This window comes from Tateyamaria sp. 7Alg 36 (assembly GCF_059882455.1).
Genome location: NZ_CM187613.1, coordinates 2,504,053 through 2,523,205, shown reverse-complemented (window position 1 = coordinate 2,523,205; position 19,153 = coordinate 2,504,053). Strand labels below are relative to the sequence as shown.

The following is a 19,153-nucleotide window of genomic DNA, read 5'->3' as shown; positions in this document are numbered from 1 at the left end:
GGACCCGCCTTTCGTGACGTTTATGATCTGCCCAAAGAAAACGGGCTGGCTACTCACCGCCCGACTGTTGGGAGTGACTGTTCTTATGTTCGCGTTTTTCGAGACTCTGCGCAAGGTAACACGCCGCGCAATCATGCCTTTGGCCGCCTTGGCCCTTGCCGCCTGTGACCCTGCCGCCCTTGGCGGACTGGGCAGCGGGATCGGCAATGGCCCCACGGTCGACGCCAGCAAGCCCGTCCCCGTCGCCCTTCTGGTGCCGCGCGGCTCCGCGCAGGCAAGCGATAACCTGCTGGCACAGAACCTCGAGAACGCGGCGCGCCTTGCGATGCGTGATCTGAACGGCGTGCAGATTGACCTGCGCGTCTATGGCACAGCCGGCAACGCGCAAACCGCCGCCACCCAAGCCGCGCAAGCGGTGAATGACGGCGCACGAATCATCCTCGGCCCGCTTTATGCCGAAGCGGCCAACGCTGCCGGTGTTGCCGCTGCCGCCAAAGGTGTGAACGTGCTGGCATTCTCCAACAACACCACCATCGCGGGCGGCAACGTCTTTGTGCTGGGCTCCACGTTCAACAACACGGCCGACCGTCTGGTCAGCTATGCGGCAAGCCAAGGGCGTAACAAGATCGTCGTCGTACATGCCCAAGACGTTGCGGGCCAGTTGGGCCGCAATGCGATCGCCCAAGCCGTAGCGCGCAACGGCGCGACATTGGCGGGCAGCGTCGATTACCCGTTGTCACAACAGGGTCTAATCGCCGCTGTGCCACGGATCAAATCGGCGGTCGACAATGCCGGAGCGAACGGCGTGTTCATGACCGCCTCGCCCGCTGCTGGCCTGCCGCTGCTGACGCAGTTGCTGCCCGAAGCAGGGGTTTCCCCCGCCACGACGCAGTATATGGGCCTGACCCGCTGGGACATTCCGGCGCAAACCCTCGACCTGCCTGGTGTGCAGGGCGGCTGGTTCACCCTGCCTGACCCGAACGCAACCGCCGCGTTCAACGCCAAGTACCAAGCGGCCTATGGCGGTGCACCGCACCCTCTGGCGGGCCTCGCCTTTGACGGTATCGCCGCTGTGGGCGCACTGGTCAGCCGTGGGCGTGCCGATGCACTGTCGCGTACGTCGCTGACCCAGAACTCGGGCTATCAGGGCGCGACAGGCATCTTCCGTCTGCGCAATGACGGCACCAATGAACGCGGCCTCGCGGTGGCCACGGTGCGCGACAACAAGGTCGCCATCATCAGCCCCGCCCCACGTGGTTTTGGAGGTGCCGGTTTCTGATCGGCACCCACTGACCAAGAAAGCCTTTTGTGACCGACACAGTTGACCAAGAAGCCGTCACCGAAGCGCGTGACCTGATCTGCGACGCCCGCGACATCTTTGACGCGGGCGCCTTTGATGCCGTCCTGTCCCAAGCCATTGCGGACAAAGACACGACGGCACGGGACGCCATTCTCGCACATCTCAAATCCATGCAAAAAGAAGGCCGCGCGCGGATCGCCGACGCGTTCCGAGCCGCCCCTTTCAAGTCGCGCCCGACCACGCATGCCTATTCCTACCTGACCGATTGCCTTATCACCGCTGCCTTGCGCACCGCGCAGGAACTGCTCCACCCCAATGCGAATCCGACCAGCGGCGAACGTCTGGCCGTAATGGCGGTGGGCGGCTCCGGTCGGGGCGAGATGGCACCGTTCTCGGATGTCGATCTGCTGTTCCTGACGCCTTACAAGATCACCCCGTGGGCCGAGAATGTGATCGAGGCGACGCTGTACATCCTGTGGGATCTAAAGCTGAAGGTCGGCCATGCCAGCCGCACGATCCGCGACTGCCTCAGGCTCGGGGCCGAGGATTTCACGATCCGCACCGCCATGCTGGAACACCGATTCTTGTTCGGCGATGTGGAACTGGCCGCGGAACTTGACCGGCGTCTGGACGAGGATTTGTTCAAGGGCACCGAGCGGGAGTTTATCGAGGCCAAACTGGCCGAACGGGACGCGCGGCACATGCGCCAAGGCCAGCGATATGTGGTGGAGCCCAATGTCAAAGAAGGCAAAGGCGGCCTGCGCGATCTGCAATCGCTGTTCTGGATCGGCAAATATATTCACCGCGTTCAGGATGCCGCCGATCTGGTCCCGCTGGGCCTGTTCACAGAGGATGAATTTGATGCCTTTGTCGAGGCCGAGGATTTTCTGTGGTCCACCCGCTGCCATCTGCACTTGCTGACCGGACGCTCGACCGAACAGTTGACCTTTGACATGCAGGTCGCCGTGGCCGAGGCGATGGGGTATCAGGACAAGGCCGGTCGGCGCGGCGTCGAAATCTTTATGCAGGCCTATTTCCTGCATGCCACGGCGGTGGGCGATCTGACCCGCATCTTCCTTACCAAGCTTGAGGCCGACCACCTTAAGGACGAACCGCTGCTTGAGCGGCTGTTCAAGCGCAAGCCCAAGGTCAAGGCAGGCTATGCGGTCATCAACAACCGCCTCGCGATCGAGGACGACGCGGCCTTTCTTGCCGACAAACTGAACCTGTTGCGCATCTTCGAAGAAGGCCTGCGCACGGGCATGTTGATCCACCCCGACGCGATGCGCCTGATCAAGTCCAACCTCGATCTGATCGACGACGAGATGCGCAAAACCCCAGAGGCACAGCGCATCTTCCTTGACCTGTTGTTGAAACACGGCAACCCCGAACGGGCGCTGCGGCGGATGAACGAATTGGGCATGTTGTCCGCGTTCATTCCCGAATTCGACCACATCGTGGCGATGATGCAGTTCAACATGTATCACAGCTATACGGTCGACGAACACACGATCCAGTGCATCGCCCAGCTTGCCATGATCGAAAAGGGCGAACTGGTCGAAGACCTGCCTGTCGCGTCCTCGATCCTTAAGCGTGGGGTGAACCGCAAGGTTCTGTACGTGGCGCTGCTGTTGCACGACATCGCCAAGGGCAAGCCCGAGGATCACGCCATTCTGGGGGCGCAGATGGCCCGCAAGATCGGCCCCCGCCTTGGCCTCAAGCAGGAAGAAACCGACACGGTTGAATGGCTGGTGCGCTATCACCTGTTGATGTCCGATATGGCGCAGAAACGCGACATCGCCGACCCGCGCACTGTGCGTGATTTCGCCAAGGCCGTGCAAACGGTCAAGCGTCTTGACCTGCTGTGTGTGCTGACCGTCTGCGATATTCGCGGCGTCGGCCCGAACGTCTGGAACAACTGGAAGGCCGTGCTGATCCGCGCCCTTTACCGCCAGACCAAGCGCGCGCTGGAAGACGGGATGGAGGCACTAACCCGCGACAATCGCGGTTCGCAAGCCAAACGTGCCCTGCGCGAGGCACTCAAGGACTGGCCACGCAAGGATCTGCAAACCGAAACGGCGCGCCATTACGATCCCTACTGGCAGGGCCTGCATGTGACGGCCCATGTCGCCTTTGCCGAATTGTTGCGCGGCATCGGCGAGAACGAGATCGGGATGGACCTGCACCCCGACGATGAACGGGACGCCACGCGTGTCTGTTTTGTCATGCCGGACCACCACGGCATCTTTGCTCGGCTAACCGGTGCGCTGGCCCTTGTGGGCGCGAATGTTGTTGATGCCCGCAGCTATACAACCAAGGACGGTTTTGTCACCGATGCGTTCTGGATTCAGGATGCGGAAGGCAACCCCTATGACGCCGCGCGCCTGCCGCGCCTGCGCAAAATGATCGAACGCACCTTGGCCGGAGAGGTCGTGACCACCGTCGCCATGCGCGACCGCGACCGCGTGAAAAAGCGCGAGAAGGCGTTTAAGGTGCCAACCCATATCACCTTCGACAACGAAGGGTCGGATATCTACACCATCATCGAGGTCGATACCCGCGACCGCCCCGGATTGTTGCACGACCTGACGCGCACGCTCGCGAACTCCAACGTCTATATCGCCAATGCGGTCATCGCGACCTATGGCGAACAGGTGGTGGACACGTTCTATGTCAAAGACATGTTCGGGCTGAAATATTACTCGGCCAGCAAGCAGGCATCACTGGAACAAAAGCTGCGGGACGCGATTGCCGAAGGTGTCGAACGCGCGCTCGGGTAGCCGCGTGTAACGTGCGGTACGCGCGTTTTTTCATTCTAGTATTGGATACATATCATGGGTCAGTTCAAACCGGCAAAGACGGTCAAAATCTCTCAGGCGGATGCGCTGGCGATCTTTGAATGGGTCCATGGCAAATCCGGCCTCAAGGCGCAGGACATGACCAAGGAGGATCGCGGTTATGCCCAGACGATGCTGGTCGAGATGCTGGATGCGAGCTTTGCCGTCGGCTTTATCGAGGCACTGTTCCGGTCCTCCGCAAAGCTGCCACGGGGTCCGGCGGCTGTCATCAAAAGCTTTTTGAAAGGCGCGGGCAAAAACCTTATCAAGTATAAGGACAAGGACGACCTGAAGAAGATGATGAAAAAGCCGGTGATCTACAAAATGGTCTTCAACACGGTCAAGTTGAAGACCAAGTCGCTGTGGGGCATTCGCGTCTCTATCGGGGAATGGTGAAGCGTTGTACCGATAGGGCGCCCTCTCAAATGACTGCTGGCGCTGAGGCTGCCACCATCTGCACAACAGCTGCACATCTCTCCCGTTGCGCAGCGCACGCCCAAGCGCTACGGCAAGCTTCATGAAACCAATCCGCCTCATCTCCGGCTTTTTGACAGTCGGCTTCTGGACACTGGCCAGCCGCGTGCTGGGCTTTGTCCGCGAGATCATGATTCTGTCACTGATCGGCCCCGGACCGTTGATGGACGCCTTTGTCGCGGCCTTCCGGCTGCCCAACATGTTCCGCCGTTTCTTTGCCGAAGGGGCGTTTAACGCAGCCTTTGTGCCGATGTTCTCGGCCAAGTTGGAAGGGGACGAGGACGCGGCGCGTTTCGGGCGGGAGGCGCTGAACTGGCTGGGGCTGGTGACGCTGATGCTGACCGCGCTGGCGATGGTGTTCATGCCTGCGCTGGTCTGGGCCACCGCGGGCGGTTTTGGCCCCGAGCGGTTCGACCTGACCGTCGGGTTCGGGCGCATCGTGTTCCCCTATATCTTTTTCATGTCCCTGTCGGCGCTGTTTTCCGGCGTGCTGAACGCGACGGGCCGTTTTGCGGCGGCGGCGGCGGCACCTGTGTTGCTGAACATCTTTGTGATCATCGCCATGGCAGCGGCGTGGGCCACGGGCGGCACGGTCATTACATGGCTGATCTGGACGATCCCGCTGGCCGGTGTGGCGCAATTGGCGCTGACATGGGGTGCAGCGGCACGTGCCGGTTTTGCCTTGGTCCCGAGCATGCCCCGCTGGACGCCGGACATGGCCCTGATGGTGCGCACGGCGGTGCCTGCGGCCCTAGCTACAGGTGTTATGCAGATCAACCTTGTGGTCGGCCAACTGGTGGCAAGCCAATATGACAGCGCGGTCAGCTGGCTTTTTGCTGCCGACCGCCTGTACCAACTGCCCCTTGGCGTGGTCGGGATCGCGGTGGGGATCGTCCTGCTGCCCGACCTGTCCCGCAGGCTCAAGGCCGACGATATGGACGGGGCGCGTAGTGCCTATTCCCGCGCGACCGAGTTTGCCATGGCCCTGACCATCCCGTCAGCCATCGCACTGATCGTGATCCCCCTGCCGCTCGTGTCGGTTCTGTTTGAACGGGGCCAGACGAATGCGGATGACGTGGCCTCCATCGCGCTGGCGGTTGCGGTCTACGGCCTTGGTCTGCCCGCCTTCGTGCTGCAAAAAGTGCTGCAACCGCAATATTTCGCCCGCGGCGACACCAAGAGCCCGTTTCGTTTTGCGGTGGTCGCAATGATCATCAACGCGGGCATCGCCATCGGTTTGGCCCCGACTGTGGGATGGATCGCGCCCGCGCTGGCCACAACCGTTGCCGGATGGGCGATGCTCGGGCTGCTTTACTGGGGCTTGCGCGGCATGGGCGACACGGTCAGCGTCGATGACCGCTATCGCCGTCGCCTACCGCGTATCGTGCTGTCGTCGCTGGTCATGGGGGCGGTGCTGTGGGTTGTTGCGATCCTGCTTAAACCCGCGCTTGGTACGGATTTCGTGCGCTACTTTGCCTTGCTTGGGCTGCTGGTACTGGGCGCGTTCGCCTATTTCGGCGCGGCACAACTGTTTGGCGCGATGAAATTGTCGGATATCAAAGGGGCCATGCGCCGCCGTTAAGGCGCACGGCCTGAGCCTGCCTGCCGCCCCTAGCGACGGCGCAGCAGGGACAGCATTCGCCCCATGCCGCCAGGCACGACTAAGGCGGTCAGCGCAAACCCAGCGACAAAGCCGCCCAGTTCACCCACCCACGCATAGCCGACCTGAAACAGCGCGCCAAAGATCAACTGGATGCCCATCAGCACCCCGATCAGCATGAATGCCTGCCCCTGCGGACCGCCCGTCATCACCTGCCGCTGCCAGTAAAGGAATGTATAAGTGCCGATCAGCCCATAGACAGATGGATACGCCCCGACCAGCCACGCCTGATTGGTCAACAGGCCAAAGGCCAGCGCGCCGACCACGCCGCACAGCACGAACATCAGCACCACGGCCCAGCCGCCAAGGGCCTCTCCAACCATCTTGCCCATGGCCAGCAAGATCACCCCCGCAAACAGCGCCGAGGTAAAGCTGCCAAAGACGAACGGATAGGACACAAAGCGCAACAGATGCTCGGGCAGCAAGCGACGCTGTTCCAGCATGAAGTCGAACGCCTCGCCCGAGAACGCATAGTCGTTCAGCGCATTAAGCCGCCAGCCCACCGCTTGGGGGCCACCGACCAATCCCGCCTCGCCCGCGCTGAAGATCAGTTCGGGCAGGGCAAGGGCGATGAACAACAGCCACACCAAAGGGGGCAGCGGGTTGACGGGGCTTGGGTCGCGGTGGTCTGACATGATCTGGGCCTGCTTGACGGTTGTTGCGCCCATGGGTAAGCCAGCCACGCAAGAATGCCCAGAGGTTCCCATGTCGCAAGATCAGAATACGAATGCGCCGAGCAGTGCTTTCACCCCCCGCGTTTTCTCTGGCATCCAGCCGTCTGGGGGGCTGACCCTTGGCAACTATCTGGGCGCGATCAAGCGGTTCGTGTCCATGCAGGACGAAGCCTACGAGACCATCTATTGCATGGTCGATCTGCACGCGATCACGGTCAAGCAAGACCCAAAGGCGCTGACGCACAACACCCGCGAACTGGCGGCGGGCTTCATCGCATCGGGCATCAGCCCCGAAAAGTCGATCCTCATCAACCAGTCGCAAGTGCCTGAACATGCGCAACTAGGCTGGATCCTCAACTGTGTGGCGCGCATGGGCTGGATGCAGCGCATGACGCAATTCAAGGATAAGGCGGGCAAGAACGCGCAGAACGCCTCGCTCGGGCTTTTTGCCTATCCCGCGCTGATGGCCGCCGACATCCTGATCTATCACGCGACTCACGTGCCCGTGGGCGAGGACCAGAAGCAGCACCTTGAACTGACCCGCGACGTCGCGGCCAAGTTCAACCACGACTATGGCGTCGACTTCTTTCCGATGACCGAACCGGTGATCGAAGGCGCGGCCACCCGCGTCATGTCCCTGCGCGACGGCTCCAAGAAGATGAGCAAATCCGACCCCTCGGATGCTTCGCGTATCAACATGACCGACGACGCCGACACCATCGCCAAAAAAATCCGCAAGGCCAAAACCGATCCCGACGCCCTGCCAAGCGAGGCCAAGGGATTGGAAGACCGCCCCGAAGCACGCAACCTCGTCAACATCTACGCGGGCCTGTCAGGCCAGACGGTGGACCAAGTGCTGGCCGAATATGGCGGCGCGCAGTTCGGTACATTCAAGCCTGCACTCGCTGACCTTGCTGTGGCGCAACTGTCGCCCATCTCGACCGAAATGGCGCGACTGATGGACGACGTGACCGAAATCGACAAGATTCTGGCCAAGGGCGCATTGCAAGCCCGCGAGATCACCGCCCCGATCCTGAAAAAGACCTACGAGATCGTGGGGATGGTCGGCGCGTAAACACACGAACGACAGTCGCAGCCCACGGCACACCCTGCCCCGTCGGTGCAGGGTCACATTCCGTTGTGGTATCCATGATAAGGGTCAGGCGGGCGGCGCTTGACGACAGGCACCCCGACGGGGCGATGGCGGGACAGAAAGGGCTGCGGCGATGACGACACTCAAGCTTGCAATCGGCAGCATCTTTATCGGCTTTGCGGTCCTTGCGCTGAAAGTGGCCGCATACTGGATGACCGGATCGGTCGCGCTGTTGTCCGACGCACTGGAAAGCACGGTGAACGTCGCCACGGCCTTTGCCGCGCTGATCGCCATCCGAATTGCCGCGAAACCGGCGGACGCTGGCCATCCCTATGGCCACCACAAGGCCGAATTCTTTAGCGCGGTCCTCGAAGGGGTGATGATCATTGTCGCCGCGCTGCTGATCTTTCGCGAGGCATGGTACGGCTTTATGCAGCCCGCGATCATCGAGGCGCCCCTTGACGGTTTGGTCGTGAATATGGTGGCCACGGCGATCAACGGCGCATGGGCATGGGTGCTGATCACACGCGGGCGGGCGCAGAAATCGCCAGCACTGGTGGCGGATGGCAAGCATCTGGTGACGGATGTCCTGACCTCGGTCGGGGTGGTCACAGGGCTGGTTCTGGCGCTGCTGACGGGGTGGTGGGTTCTGGACCCGCTGATGGCGGCAGTGGTCGCGGTCAACATCCTTTGGTCAGGCGCAAAGATCGTCGGTGATTCCGTCACGGGCCTCATGGATGGGGCGGTGTCGGAACGGACCCTGACCGCCATTCGCAAGACCATCGCCGCCCACGCAGGCGGCGCGATCGAGGCGCATGACCTGCGCACGCGCCACGCAGGCGTCGCCACTTTCATCGACTTCCACCTTGTGGTGTCTGGCGACACCACCGTGTTCCAAGCGCACGAGATTTGCGACCGCATCGAAAAGGCGCTGATGGACCTGCTGGACGATGCCAAGGTCACCATCCATGTCGAACCGGATCACAAGGCCAAACACGCCGACGCCATCATCCCTGACTAGGGACTGGCTGCCGCAGTGGAGGGCCGTTAGCCGCCCAAAGACCGCAGCAGTGCGACCGATGGATCGCCCGTCGCCGCCTGCCCGATGCTGCGTTGATAGGCCGAGATGGCGGCGCGGCTGTTGCTGCCCAGCACCCCGTCGGCGCCGCCCGTGTCAAAACCTCGTGCCGTCAGGCGGCTTTGCAACGCGATGCGGTCATCCTTGGTCAGCCCGTATTTGTCGGGCGGAAAGCTGCCGCGCAATGGCCCAGCCCCCGCGATCCGGTCCGCCAGATGGCCGACGCCAATCGCGTAGGCATCCGAGTTGTTGTAGCGCTTGATCGCGCGGAAGTTCGATGTGACCGCAAATTTCGGCCCACCTGCCTGCGGCTGGATGATTGACCCCGCTGGCGCGCCATTGCCAACCTCTCCGCCCCATTTCACACCACGGCTCCAACCGTTGCGCGACAGGTACGCGGCGGTCGAGGCAAGCGAATCCGACGGGTCGTCCGACCAGATGTCGCGCCGCCCGTCGCCGGTGAAATCCACGGCAAAGGCTTGGTAAGAGGTGGGGATGAATTGCGTGTGCCCCATCGCACCCGCCCAAGACCCCACCAGCTTGTTCGCGGTAATGTCGCCCGATTGCAGAATCTTCAGCGCCGCAATCAGTTGTTTTTCGAAAAATGCACCGCGCCGCCCGTCAAAGGCGAGCGTCGACGTTGCTGACACCACCGGCACATTTCCGCGTCGTTCGCCAAAGAAACTTTCCAGCCCCCAGATCGCACAGACAATTTCCGCCGCCACGCCATAGCGCGCCTCGACCGCGGCCAGCGTGCTGCGCTGGCGGGCATAGGCCGCGCGCCCCTTGCGCACCCGTTCGTCCGAGGCGGCGATAGACAGGTAATCTTCGAGCGTGCGGGAAAATTCTGTCTGGTTGCGGTCACGTTTCACCACACCCGGAAGGTACCCGGTGCCTCGAAATCCGGCGTCGAGCGTTCCGGCGGAAATACCGCTGGCCGCTGTGCGCGCACGGAAACTGCGCACCCAATTGGCATAAGCCGCATTGGGCACGGGGCGCAGATCGGCAGGCAAACCGCCGCCGCCCGAGGACGACGGGCCAACCGCGCCCCCCGTAGTGCAAGCCGCAAGGCCGAACGCGCCCAAGGAAAACAATGCCGTTCTACGAGTGAGTGTCATGGGTCCAAGCGCCTTTGTTCAGTTACCTCAACGCTAACCTAGCGCCGGATGTGACAAAAGCCGGATTTTCATTGCCACACATTTCCGCCGGTTTGGCGCGGCAGACCTCTGCGCGGAAAAAATATTAGCGTCCGGTGAAACTCATCCCCCGCGCGCTTCGTGGATCGGGGCAACAGGCGGCAATAACGCCCCTGATTGCAACATGGAGTATGCACCTATGAAAACCGTCATTATGTCCGCGATCGCCGCTTTGGCCACCACCACCGCTGCACTGGCCGAGAACCCCACCGTGGGTGGCGCGCCGATGCTGGCTGACCAGCCGATTGCCGTGAACGCATCCAACGCGCCGAACCTCACCACTCTGGTCGCTGCTGTATCCGCTGCCGGCCTTGTAGACACGCTCGCCTCGCCCGGTGAGTACACGGTGTTCGCGCCGACAAATGACGCGTTTGGCCGCATCTCCGAATCCTCTCTCAACGCGCTGCTCGAAGAGGGCAACAAGGCGCAACTGACCCAGATCCTGACCTGCCACGTGGTCGCGGCCGAGGCGTTCTCGACCGATATCGCGGGTATGATCGCCGATGATGGCGGCGAACATATCGTGCCAACGCTCGGCGGGTGCCAGCTCAAGGCGTATATGAAGGGCAACAAGCTGATGCTCGAAGACGAAAATGGCCGCACCGCGACCGTGACAACTGCCGATGTGGACCAGTCCAACGGTGTTGTGCACGTGATCGACCGCGTGCTGCTGCCTGCGGGCCAGGCGGGCTAAGCCACACACAAGTTCACTCACGCGAACAACGCGAAAACTGGAAAGGGGCTGCCTGCGTGCGGCCCCTTTTCGCATCTAGGCCGTCGTGCAGCGGCGCACGCCGACTGCGCGGGCCTACCCCTTGTGTGCAAAAGCGGAAAGGCAGACCTTATTGCCACGTCACAAGGACACTCGCAAAGGACACGCTATGCCCGCAACTGCCCCTGCCGCCACCTGCGTTGGCCACATACACCTGAAAGTGTCGGACCTTGACCGCGCCATCACGTTTTACGGCGATGTACTGGGCTTTACCGTGACGCAGCGATATGGCGATCAGGCCGCCTTTCTGGGCGCGGGCGGCTATCACCATCACATCGGGCTTAACACGTGGCATTCACGCGGGGCGGGCCCTGCGCCTGTGCGCGCGGCGGGGCTGTATCACTCGGCATTCCTTTATCCCGACCGTGCATCGCTGGGCGCGGTGCTGCAACGTGTGCTCGACCATGGCATCGATTTGGACGGCGCCGCCGATCATGGCGTGTCCGAGGCGGTGTATCTGCGCGACCCCGATGGCAACGGGGTCGAGCTTTATCGCGACCGCCCCCGCGATGAGTGGCCAAGGGATGCGGACGGCAACTTGGCCATGTCCAACGCGCCGCTGGACCTCGCCGCCCTGGTGGCCGAGGCCAAGTGATCCCCCCCTGACCGCGCCCGCCCGCACATGGTGCGTTGCGGGCGCTGGCCGAATCCGCTTTGCTGTGCCCAGCAGAAGGAGAACGGCATGACCACGGGATTTTACTGGGACGAGCGTACGATGTGGCATGCGGGGGGCAACTATGCCTCGACCCTGCCGCTTGGCGGGCTGGTGCAGCCGCTTGCCGCTGGCGGATTGCCCGAAAGCCCCGAGACAAAGCGACGCCTGAAGAACCTGATGGACGTGACGGGGTTGATCAATGACCTGTCCGTGACCTCCGCCAGCCCCGTCACCATGGACCAGATGCGCGCCGTGCATGACGCCGCCTATCTGGACCAGTTCAAGGCCCTGTCAGATGATCGCGGCGGCGAGATCGGCCATCACGCCCCTTTTGCCCGTGGCGGGTTTGAAATTGCGGCACTGGCTGCCGGTTTGACCACCGCTGCGGTAGAGGCCGTGCTGGACGGGAAATATGACAACGCCTATGCGCTGACCCGTCCCCCCGGTCACCACTGCCGCGCCGATATGCCTATGGGGTTCTGCCTGCTGGCAAATATCGCCATCGCCATCGAAGCGGCGAAAGCCACCCGCCCCGACCTGAAAGTGGCCGTGCTGGATTGGGACGTGCATCATGGCAACGGCACCGAAAGCATCTTTTACGACCGCGCCGACGTGCTGACCATCTCGCTACATCAAGAGGGGAACTATCCGCTTGAGACAGGGCATCTGGCGGATCGTGGTGCGGGTGCGGGGGACGGGTACAACCTGAACCTGCCTTTGCCTGCGGGGGCGGGTCACACCGCCTATCTGCACGCGCTGGACCGCGTTGCCATCCCTGCAATCACTGCGTTCAAGCCCGATCTCATCATTGTCGCCTGCGGCTATGACGCATCGGGCATCGACCCCTTGGCGCGGATGCTGGCCACCGCTGACACCTACCGGCAGATGACCCTCAAGATCAAAGCACTGGCCAAGACGCTGTGCGACGGAAAGCTCGTCCTGTCGCACGAGGGCGGCTATTCCGAGGTCTATGTCCCGTTCTGCGGTCATGCCACGATCGAGGCGCTGTCCGGCAGCCCCATCGTGGCCCGCGATCCGATGGACGGCGCATTGACGGCACGCCAACCAGGGCCACGGTTCGACGCGTTCCTGCGGGCGGAAATTGACCATATGGCGGGTGAATTGGGCCTCTGACCCCTTGACGCCCCGTCACGTAACCCCGACATGAGGGGAAACCATGTAAAAAGGCGTAACATATGCCCACTCCCAATCCCGAAGCCTTCGATTTTCTAATGACGCGCCGGTCGCGTCCGGCCAAGACACTGGCCGAACCCGTGCCGGACCGTGACACGCTGCAAGCCCTGCTGACAGTTGCGTCGCGCACGCCGGATCATGGCAAGCTTGAGCCGTGGCGCTTTATCGTCATCGATAAAGGCGCAATGGCGCGTCTGGCCGATGCCGCAGAAGCACGCGGCACCGAGATCGGCCTTGATGCCGAAACCATCGCCAAGGGACGCGGCCAGTTCGACCAAGGGCACCTTGCCGTGGCCGTGATCGAAGTTCACAAACCGTCCGAGAAGATCCCCGCACTGGAACAGACCTATGCCGTCGGAGCGGTCTGCCTTGCGCTGGTGAATGCCGCCCTTGCCTCGGGCTGGGGGGCCAACTGGCTTAGCGGATGGGCAAGTCACGACCGCGAGTTCATGCGCACAGCCTTTGGGCTGGCCGATCACGAACGCATCGCTGGCCTGATCCACATCGGCACCGAAACCAGCGCCCCGCCCGAGCGTCCGCGCCCCGATGTCGATGCGCTGACCACTTGGCTCGCCGAATGATCCTGTCGTCCTTTTTCGCCGCACTGGGCCAATTGGCCGATGCGCGATTCCGCCGCGTCCTGCTGATCGGTCTGGCGCTGACGATTGCGCTGCTGATCGGCGCGACATCGGGCTTTGTCTGGCTGATCGGCACACTGACCGCCGACAGCGTGACCGTCCCGTGGGTGGGAGAGATCACGTGGCTGGACGACATTATCAGTTGGGGGTCGTTCTTCCTGTTCTTTGTGCTGTCGGTGTTTTTGATGATGCCGGTCGCCTCGGCGATCACCTCGATGTTTCTGGACGAGGTCGCGGCGGCTGTTGAAGACCGTCACTATCCCCACCTGCCCCCTGCCCGCACCGTGCCTTTTGGCGATGCGCTGGTCGATACGCTGAACTTTCTGGGGGTTCTGATCGGGGCCAATATCATGGCGCTGATCCTGTATCTGTTCTTTGCCCCGCTGGCGCCGTTTATCTTCTGGGGGCTGAACGGGTTCCTGTTGGGTCGGGAATATTTCACGCTGGCCGCCATGCGCCGCGTCGGACGCGCCGAAGCGAAAGAGCTACGCCGCGCGCATACAGGCACCATTTGGCTGGCCGGTACGCTGATGGCGATTCCGCTGTCGATCCCGCTAGTGAACCTGTTGATCCCGATCATCGGGGCCGCCACGTTCACCCATCTGTATCACAAACTTACAGCGGCTTGAGCGCGCGGTCGAACCAATCCATATCCGCCAGCGTGATCCATCCCGACAGGATGATGCCGGCGATAATGCACCACAGGACAAACGCAACGCCGGTCACAATCCACGCCTTGCGCTTGAGGTTGTGGACCTGCGGCGCGCCCGCATGGGTGCCCGGTTCGACCTGACCCAGATCGCCTTGGGTCTGCACTTTGACCGGCAGCGCGATCAGAAAGCACATCCACCAGATCACCGCGTACAGAACGATGGCCGAGGTTATTCCCATGATTTACACCTGCTCCAGTTCGACGAGGCAGCCGTTGAAGTCCTTTGGGTGAAGGAACAGGACGGGCTTGCCATGTGCGCCGATCTTCGGCTCTCCGTTGCCCAGCACGCGTGCGCCGGTTGATTTCAGATGATCGCGCGCCGCGATGATGTCGTCGACCTCGTAACAGACATGATGCATCCCGCCCGAGGGGTTCTTTTCAAGAAAGGCCGCAATCGGGCTGTCGTCGCCCAGTGGGTACAATAGCTCGATCTTGGTGTTGGGCAATTCGATGAACACAACCGTGACCCCATGATCCGGTTCATCCTGCGGCGCGCCGACATTTGCGCCCAAGGCGTCGCGGTACTGCGCAGCGGCGGCCTCAAGGTCCGGGACAGCGATTGCAACGTGGTTCAAACGGCCGATCATGCGTGGCTCCTTGGGTTTTCATCCTTATCGCCAAGCAATCGTTGTGGTGCAAGGGCGGGCGTTAACTTGCTGTTAGGGAAGGAGACGTAACCATTGAGTCGAGCCAGAGGATAGGAGCACCAACAATGGATACGACCGACCCTTTCACTGCGAGTTACCCGTCACCGACGGCGATGCGCCCCCTGCTGGGGCTGACCGTTCTGGTGATTGAAGACAGTCGTTTCGCGTGCGAGGCCTTGCGCCTGCTGTGCCTGCGCAGCGGTGCGCGCATACGTCGCGCCGACACATTGCGGGCCGCACGCCGCCATTTGCAGGTATACCGCCCCACGGTGGCCGTGATCGACGTGGGCCTGCCGGATGGCAACGGGGCCGACCTGATTGCCGAATTGTCGATCTCGAACCAGCGCCCTGACGTCCTGCTGGGCACCTCCGGCGATATTGATGGCGAGGCGCAGGTGATGGCCGCCGGTGCAGACGGGTTTCTGGCCAAACCCGTGGTGTCCCTTGCCCTGTTCCAAGACCTGATCCTGACCAACCTTCCGGCCGAACGCCGCCCCACCGGTCCTCGCGTCCTGCCGCAAGAGATGATCGCCCCCGACCCGATTGCCTATCGCGATGATATGGCGCACGTGGCGGACGTGCTGGAAGGGGCCAGCGACGCGCGCACCCTCGACTATGTGGCGCAATTCCTTGGCGGTGTCGCTCGCAGTGCCGAGGACCGCGAACTGGAACATGCCGCCGCCGCCCTTGTGGCAAAACGCGCCTGTGGCGGGTCTGCCGCGTCAGAGGCTGCAACCGTCGCGGGGCTGGTGCAGGTCAGGCTATCGGAAAAGATCGCGATCTGATCACGGCGCCAGCCATGGGTCATCCGCGACGCGCACAAGGCGGGTCATGTCCGATAGCCGTTCAGCCTGCGCGCCATCGGGGCCGAAATTGGCCGGATCAAGCCAGACGCGAAACGCTTCTTTCAGGGCGGGCCATTCGGCATCAATGGCGGCGAACCACGCAGTGTCACGGTTGCGCCCCTTGACCACTGCCGCCTGCCGGAAAACGCCTTCATAGCTGAAGCCCAGTCGCTGGGCCGCACGACGCGACCCTTCGTTCAGGGCATCGCATTTCCATTCAAAGCGCCGGTATCCCGCCTCGAACGCCCATGCCATCATCAGAAACAGCGCCTCGGTTCCTGCGCGGGTGTTCTGCAAGGCGGGGCTGAAGTTTATATGCCCGACTTCGATGCTGCCCATATCGGGAGAGATACGCAGAAAGCTGGCAACCCCTTCGTACGCGCCGGTTTGCAAATTCTTGACCGCAAAGAACTGGGTGCTTTGGTCGGCCTCGGTCTCGCGCATCCAGCGGTGATATTGGGATGACGACGAAAACGGCCCGTAGGGCAGATAGGCCCAGACATGATCGTGGCCCACATAGGCGCGGAACAAAAGCGCCGCGTGCCGTTCGGCCACCAGCGGTTCCAGCAGGCAATAGAGCCCTTCAAGGATTAGCGACGGGTCCGGCACCGGCGGCGGCGTCCAATCGGGGACGGGCGTGTGATGGGGTTGATAAAGTTCAAACATACGGTGACGTTAGGCGCTGTACCGCGCCGCGCCAAGCCAATAAAACGTGGCGCTTTACAACAAAAGTCCCGGATCGCTGCCCATATCCAACCCCGGAAAGATCGCGCTTTCCAGTGTACTGCGATCCAAACCAGTCAGCCCGCGCATGACCCACGCCGCCGCCGCGCGCACGTCGCCCGTCGGCATCAGGTCGCGCCCTTGGTAAAGATCGCTTTGCTCCAACCCCGGCCAGTCGCCATAGACACGTCCCCCGCGCACCGCACCACCCGCCAAAATCATCAGGCCGCCCGTGCCGTGATCGGTGCCGCCCGTGCCATTCTGGCGTACAGTGCGCCCGAATTCGGTCATCGCGACCACCGCCGTTTTGCCCCACGTATCGCCCCGCATTTTCCCGCGCAGCGTCACCAGCGTTTCGGCCAGACGGTCCAGCGCCTTGCCGATGATCCGCCCTTGGTTACGGTGCGAATCCCAGCCGTTCAGCGAAAACGCCGCAATGCGCGCATCTTCGGAAAGTTGCTGTGCCGCGAACTCCGCAATCTCCACATGGTCCGAAGATACGTCGCCCGCCATATCGTTCCCCGCAGCCGCCAGCATCCGCGCCTCGGTCAGGGCCGCGTGCATGGCCGGATCACCTTCTGACACCAGTTCCAGCAGGCGCACCGCTTGGGGGCTGATATTGAACTGCGCATCGGGCGACCAGTTCGCCACTTCGGCTGTGCCTTTCAACAGGCGCATGTCGTCGCGGCCAATCGCATAGGCCGTGCGCGCCGTCAGGTCAGGCACGGTTTGCAGCATCCGGTTCAGCCACCCGTCCCGCACGCCGGCAAGGCTGTCGGTGCCCGCCTCAAGCAAATCCTGCCCGTCGAAATGGCTGCGCTTGTCGCGATAAGGCGTGGACACAGCGTTGACAAAGGCCAGGTGCCCCGCCTGCCACATCGGCATGAGCGGCCCCAGATTGGGGTGCAGAGCAAAGTAACCGTCAAGGTCCAGCGCGCCGCCTTCCGGCCCTTGGGACAGCGATGCGCGCACCTGCGCCAGCGCCGGATCACCATAGGGCTGCAACACGTCCAACCCGTCCATCCCGCCGCGCAGGATGATCACAACCAGCCGCGTATCCCACGGAGCGGCGGCGAAACTGACGGGCGTCAGCAGCGGGCTAGCCGCCAGCGAACAACCGATAATGCCGGTGCGGGCCAGAAAGTCACGACGGGACAAGGGAGCAGGCATGATCGGTTCCTATCGGCGTTGAAAGGCGGGGGACATCAGGACAAGGCCGATGGCCTCGGGTTTGCTCTCGGCGGCGCGGGCGGCAAAGCGGATCGTTTCGTTCGCGTAAGGCCCGAGCGCACTTTCCACAAAGATGCGCGGATCGTTATCAACGCCCAACATGGCTTCGGGCACACTCATCGCCCATGTGACCCGTGCGGCAAGCCCCTGCGGCGTGATCCAGTCACTGTCCGCTTCGGACCAGCCATCGGGGCCGATGGGCTTTTCCCACGACTGCCCCATCGTGCTGAGCGGCGCGGTGATATAACGCATGATCTCACGCGGCTTGGTGCCTTGCACGATCTCGGGTGCGGGGGTCAGGGCGCGAAATGCGGACGAGATGAAGTCGATGGGCGGCTTGTAGTTCACCAGTTCGGGGTTCCACACAGCGGGGTGGTCCAGCAATGTCTCGTACACGGCGGCAAGTGATCCGTTTGTGCGCAAATACGTCGCCTCAAGCGCGTCAACCAACGTGGCGTCGGGCGTATCCGTCGTGAAATGTACGGCCAGCTTGTGTGCCAAATGGCGTGCCGTGGCGGGATGCGCTGCAAGGTCTTGCAAGACGGCACGCACAGGCTTGTCGGAGTAGGCATCGGCATAGGTTTTGCCCAAAACCGTCTCGGCCCCCGGCTCCACATAGTCCTTGCGGAATTTGTAGCCGTTTTGCGCCTGAAAAGTCATGCCGGTGAACAGCTCGGCCAGTTGCGTGACATCGGCCTGCGTATAGGGGCCATCGACACCAAGCGTGTGCAGTTCCAGCACCTCGCGGGCCAGATTTTCGTTCAGTCCGGGTGCCTTTTTGCCGGATTTGCGTGCTGCAAGTCCGCTATTGGGTCCGATCGACCGCGCCTGATCCAGATAGTCGAGCATCAGCGGATGCATCACGGCAGCTTGCAGCAAGTCGGCAAAATTCTGGGTGATAAAGGGGCGAATGGCGGAATCGACATAAGGCGTTGTGCCGCGCCGGATCACCCCGCGCTTGCCCGTCGCGGTAAAGTGGTCGGCCCAGAACGCGACCAGCCGTTCGCGAAAGGCGTTGGGCGAATAGGTGCGGCGCAGCATCGTCTGTCCGACCCACCCCAGCCACGCCCGCCGCGCATCGGCATTGATGACATTGCGGGCCTTGCGCGCCGCTGCAGCCTCGGGTGTGCCGCGATTCTTGCGCCGGATCGTGTTAGCCTTTTGCGCATTGACCATCCGGTCGCGAAAGGCGGCGAATGTCTCGGTCGGGAATTGCACCAGCATGTCGTCGGGCGCAGTCAGCCCCGACAGCATCTGTTCAGGACTTTCCGGTGCCGCGATCAACGGCGACAGGCCATAGCCCAGCCGGATTTCAGCCAGTTCGGGGGTGAATGTGTGCATTTAAACCTGCCCATCGCGTGCAACGATGGGCAAGGATAACACGGGCGCGCACGTGCTGCACGTCCAACGCGTGCAGCCTGCGCA

19 protein-coding genes are annotated in these 19,153 nt (G+C 62.4%); 12 read left to right on the top strand and 7 right to left on the bottom strand.

The genetic code is table 11. The features are described 5' to 3' along the window. Positions 1-85: 85 nt before the first annotated feature. From AC6GQJ_RS12355 to murJ, 4 genes are all read left to right on the top strand, one after another. Positions 86-1,279: a penicillin-binding protein activator gene (locus tag AC6GQJ_RS12355; RefSeq protein WP_500768652.1), complete on the top strand. Its 1,194-nt coding sequence runs from the start codon at positions 86-88 to the stop codon at positions 1,277-1,279. A 29-nt stretch (positions 1,280-1,308) separates the two neighbouring features. Beyond that, the gene (locus AC6GQJ_RS12350; protein WP_500768650.1) at positions 1,309-4,080 is read left to right on the top strand and encodes a [protein-PII] uridylyltransferase; all 2,772 of its coding nucleotides are present in this window, start codon (positions 1,309-1,311) and stop codon (positions 4,078-4,080) included. 54 nt (positions 4,081-4,134) lie between these two features. Then, positions 4,135-4,533, top strand: a complete 399-nt coding sequence (locus AC6GQJ_RS12345; RefSeq protein ID WP_500768648.1) for a hypothetical protein — start codon at positions 4,135-4,137, stop codon at positions 4,531-4,533. Between the two features lie 121 nt (positions 4,534-4,654). Continuing rightward, positions 4,655-6,193 carry a murein biosynthesis integral membrane protein MurJ gene (gene murJ / locus AC6GQJ_RS12340; RefSeq protein WP_500768646.1) on the top strand — a complete coding sequence of 513 codons (1,539 nt, stop codon included), beginning with the start codon at positions 4,655-4,657 and terminating at the stop codon, positions 6,191-6,193. A 29-nt stretch (positions 6,194-6,222) separates the two neighbouring features. On the opposite strand, the gene AC6GQJ_RS12335 is transcribed toward murJ, so the two are convergent. After that, positions 6,223-6,906 carry a rhomboid family intramembrane serine protease gene (locus tag AC6GQJ_RS12335; protein ID WP_500768644.1) on the bottom strand — a complete coding sequence of 228 codons (684 nt, stop codon included), beginning with the start codon at positions 6,904-6,906 and terminating at the stop codon, positions 6,223-6,225. A gap of 70 nt (positions 6,907-6,976) precedes the next feature. Between AC6GQJ_RS12335 and trpS the strand changes: the two genes are divergently transcribed. Beyond that, positions 6,977-8,020 carry a tryptophan--tRNA ligase gene (gene trpS, locus AC6GQJ_RS12330; protein WP_500768642.1) on the top strand — a complete coding sequence of 348 codons (1,044 nt, stop codon included), beginning with the start codon at positions 6,977-6,979 and terminating at the stop codon, positions 8,018-8,020. A 151-nt stretch (positions 8,021-8,171) separates the two neighbouring features. Beyond that, positions 8,172-9,059: a cation diffusion facilitator family transporter gene (locus AC6GQJ_RS12325; protein WP_500768640.1), complete on the top strand. Its 888-nt coding sequence runs from the start codon at positions 8,172-8,174 to the stop codon at positions 9,057-9,059. 26 nt (positions 9,060-9,085) lie between these two features. Here AC6GQJ_RS12325 and AC6GQJ_RS12320 read toward each other — a convergent pair whose 3' ends face one another. Further along, entirely contained in the window at positions 9,086-10,234 is a 1,149-nt protein-coding gene (locus tag AC6GQJ_RS12320) for a lytic murein transglycosylase (RefSeq protein ID WP_500768638.1), read from the bottom strand. A gap of 217 nt (positions 10,235-10,451) precedes the next feature. Here AC6GQJ_RS12320 and AC6GQJ_RS12315 point away from each other — a divergent pair, with 217 nt between their 5' ends. The 5 genes from AC6GQJ_RS12315 to AC6GQJ_RS12295 all read left to right on the top strand — a co-directional run bounded on the left by AC6GQJ_RS12315 (position 10,452) and on the right by AC6GQJ_RS12295 (position 14,200). Beyond that, entirely contained in the window at positions 10,452-11,006 is a 555-nt protein-coding gene (locus AC6GQJ_RS12315) for a fasciclin domain-containing protein (protein WP_500768636.1), read from the top strand. 187 nt (positions 11,007-11,193) lie between these two features. Continuing rightward, the gene (locus tag AC6GQJ_RS12310) at positions 11,194-11,679 is read left to right on the top strand and encodes a VOC family protein (protein ID WP_500768634.1); all 486 of its coding nucleotides are present in this window, start codon (positions 11,194-11,196) and stop codon (positions 11,677-11,679) included. A gap of 87 nt (positions 11,680-11,766) precedes the next feature. Then, entirely contained in the window at positions 11,767-12,873 is a 1,107-nt protein-coding gene (locus AC6GQJ_RS12305) for a class II histone deacetylase (RefSeq protein WP_500768632.1), read from the top strand. Between the two features lie 62 nt (positions 12,874-12,935). Continuing rightward, positions 12,936-13,514, top strand: a complete 579-nt coding sequence (locus AC6GQJ_RS12300; protein WP_500768630.1) for a nitroreductase family protein — start codon at positions 12,936-12,938, stop codon at positions 13,512-13,514. Then, positions 13,511-14,200: an EI24 domain-containing protein gene (locus tag AC6GQJ_RS12295; RefSeq protein WP_500768628.1), complete on the top strand. Its 690-nt coding sequence runs from the start codon at positions 13,511-13,513 to the stop codon at positions 14,198-14,200. The genes AC6GQJ_RS12300 and AC6GQJ_RS12295 overlap by 4 nt, the downstream gene beginning before the upstream one ends. On the opposite strand, the gene AC6GQJ_RS12290 is transcribed toward AC6GQJ_RS12295, so the two are convergent. Both AC6GQJ_RS12290 and mce read right to left on the bottom strand, forming a co-directional pair. After that, positions 14,187-14,462, bottom strand: coding sequence for a DUF1467 family protein (locus AC6GQJ_RS12290; protein ID WP_500768626.1), 276 nt, complete (start codon positions 14,460-14,462; stop codon positions 14,187-14,189). The two genes, AC6GQJ_RS12295 and AC6GQJ_RS12290, sit on opposite strands and share 14 nt — an antisense overlap. A 3-nt stretch (positions 14,463-14,465) precedes the next feature. Beyond that, positions 14,466-14,870: a methylmalonyl-CoA epimerase gene (gene mce, locus AC6GQJ_RS12285; RefSeq protein WP_500768624.1), complete on the bottom strand. Its 405-nt coding sequence runs from the start codon at positions 14,868-14,870 to the stop codon at positions 14,466-14,468. Positions 14,871-14,995: 125 nt separating this feature from the next. Here mce and AC6GQJ_RS12280 point away from each other — a divergent pair, with 125 nt between their 5' ends. After that, the gene (locus AC6GQJ_RS12280) at positions 14,996-15,715 is read left to right on the top strand and encodes a response regulator (protein ID WP_500768622.1); all 720 of its coding nucleotides are present in this window, start codon (positions 14,996-14,998) and stop codon (positions 15,713-15,715) included. On the opposite strand, the gene AC6GQJ_RS12275 is transcribed toward AC6GQJ_RS12280, so the two are convergent. The 3 genes from AC6GQJ_RS12275 to AC6GQJ_RS12265 are packed head-to-tail and all read right to left on the bottom strand — an operon-like array spanning position 15,716 to position 19,069. Further along, positions 15,716-16,441 (bottom strand): GNAT family N-acetyltransferase, encoded by a 726-nt coding sequence (locus AC6GQJ_RS12275; RefSeq protein WP_500768620.1) that lies wholly within the window; start codon positions 16,439-16,441, stop codon positions 15,716-15,718. A 54-nt stretch (positions 16,442-16,495) separates the two neighbouring features. Next, positions 16,496-17,668, bottom strand: a complete 1,173-nt coding sequence (locus AC6GQJ_RS12270) for a DUF1501 domain-containing protein (RefSeq protein ID WP_500768618.1) — start codon at positions 17,666-17,668, stop codon at positions 16,496-16,498. A 9-nt stretch (positions 17,669-17,677) separates the two neighbouring features. Beyond that, positions 17,678-19,069, bottom strand: a complete 1,392-nt coding sequence (locus tag AC6GQJ_RS12265; RefSeq protein ID WP_500768616.1) for a DUF1800 domain-containing protein — start codon at positions 19,067-19,069, stop codon at positions 17,678-17,680. Positions 19,070-19,153 lie beyond the last annotated feature (84 nt).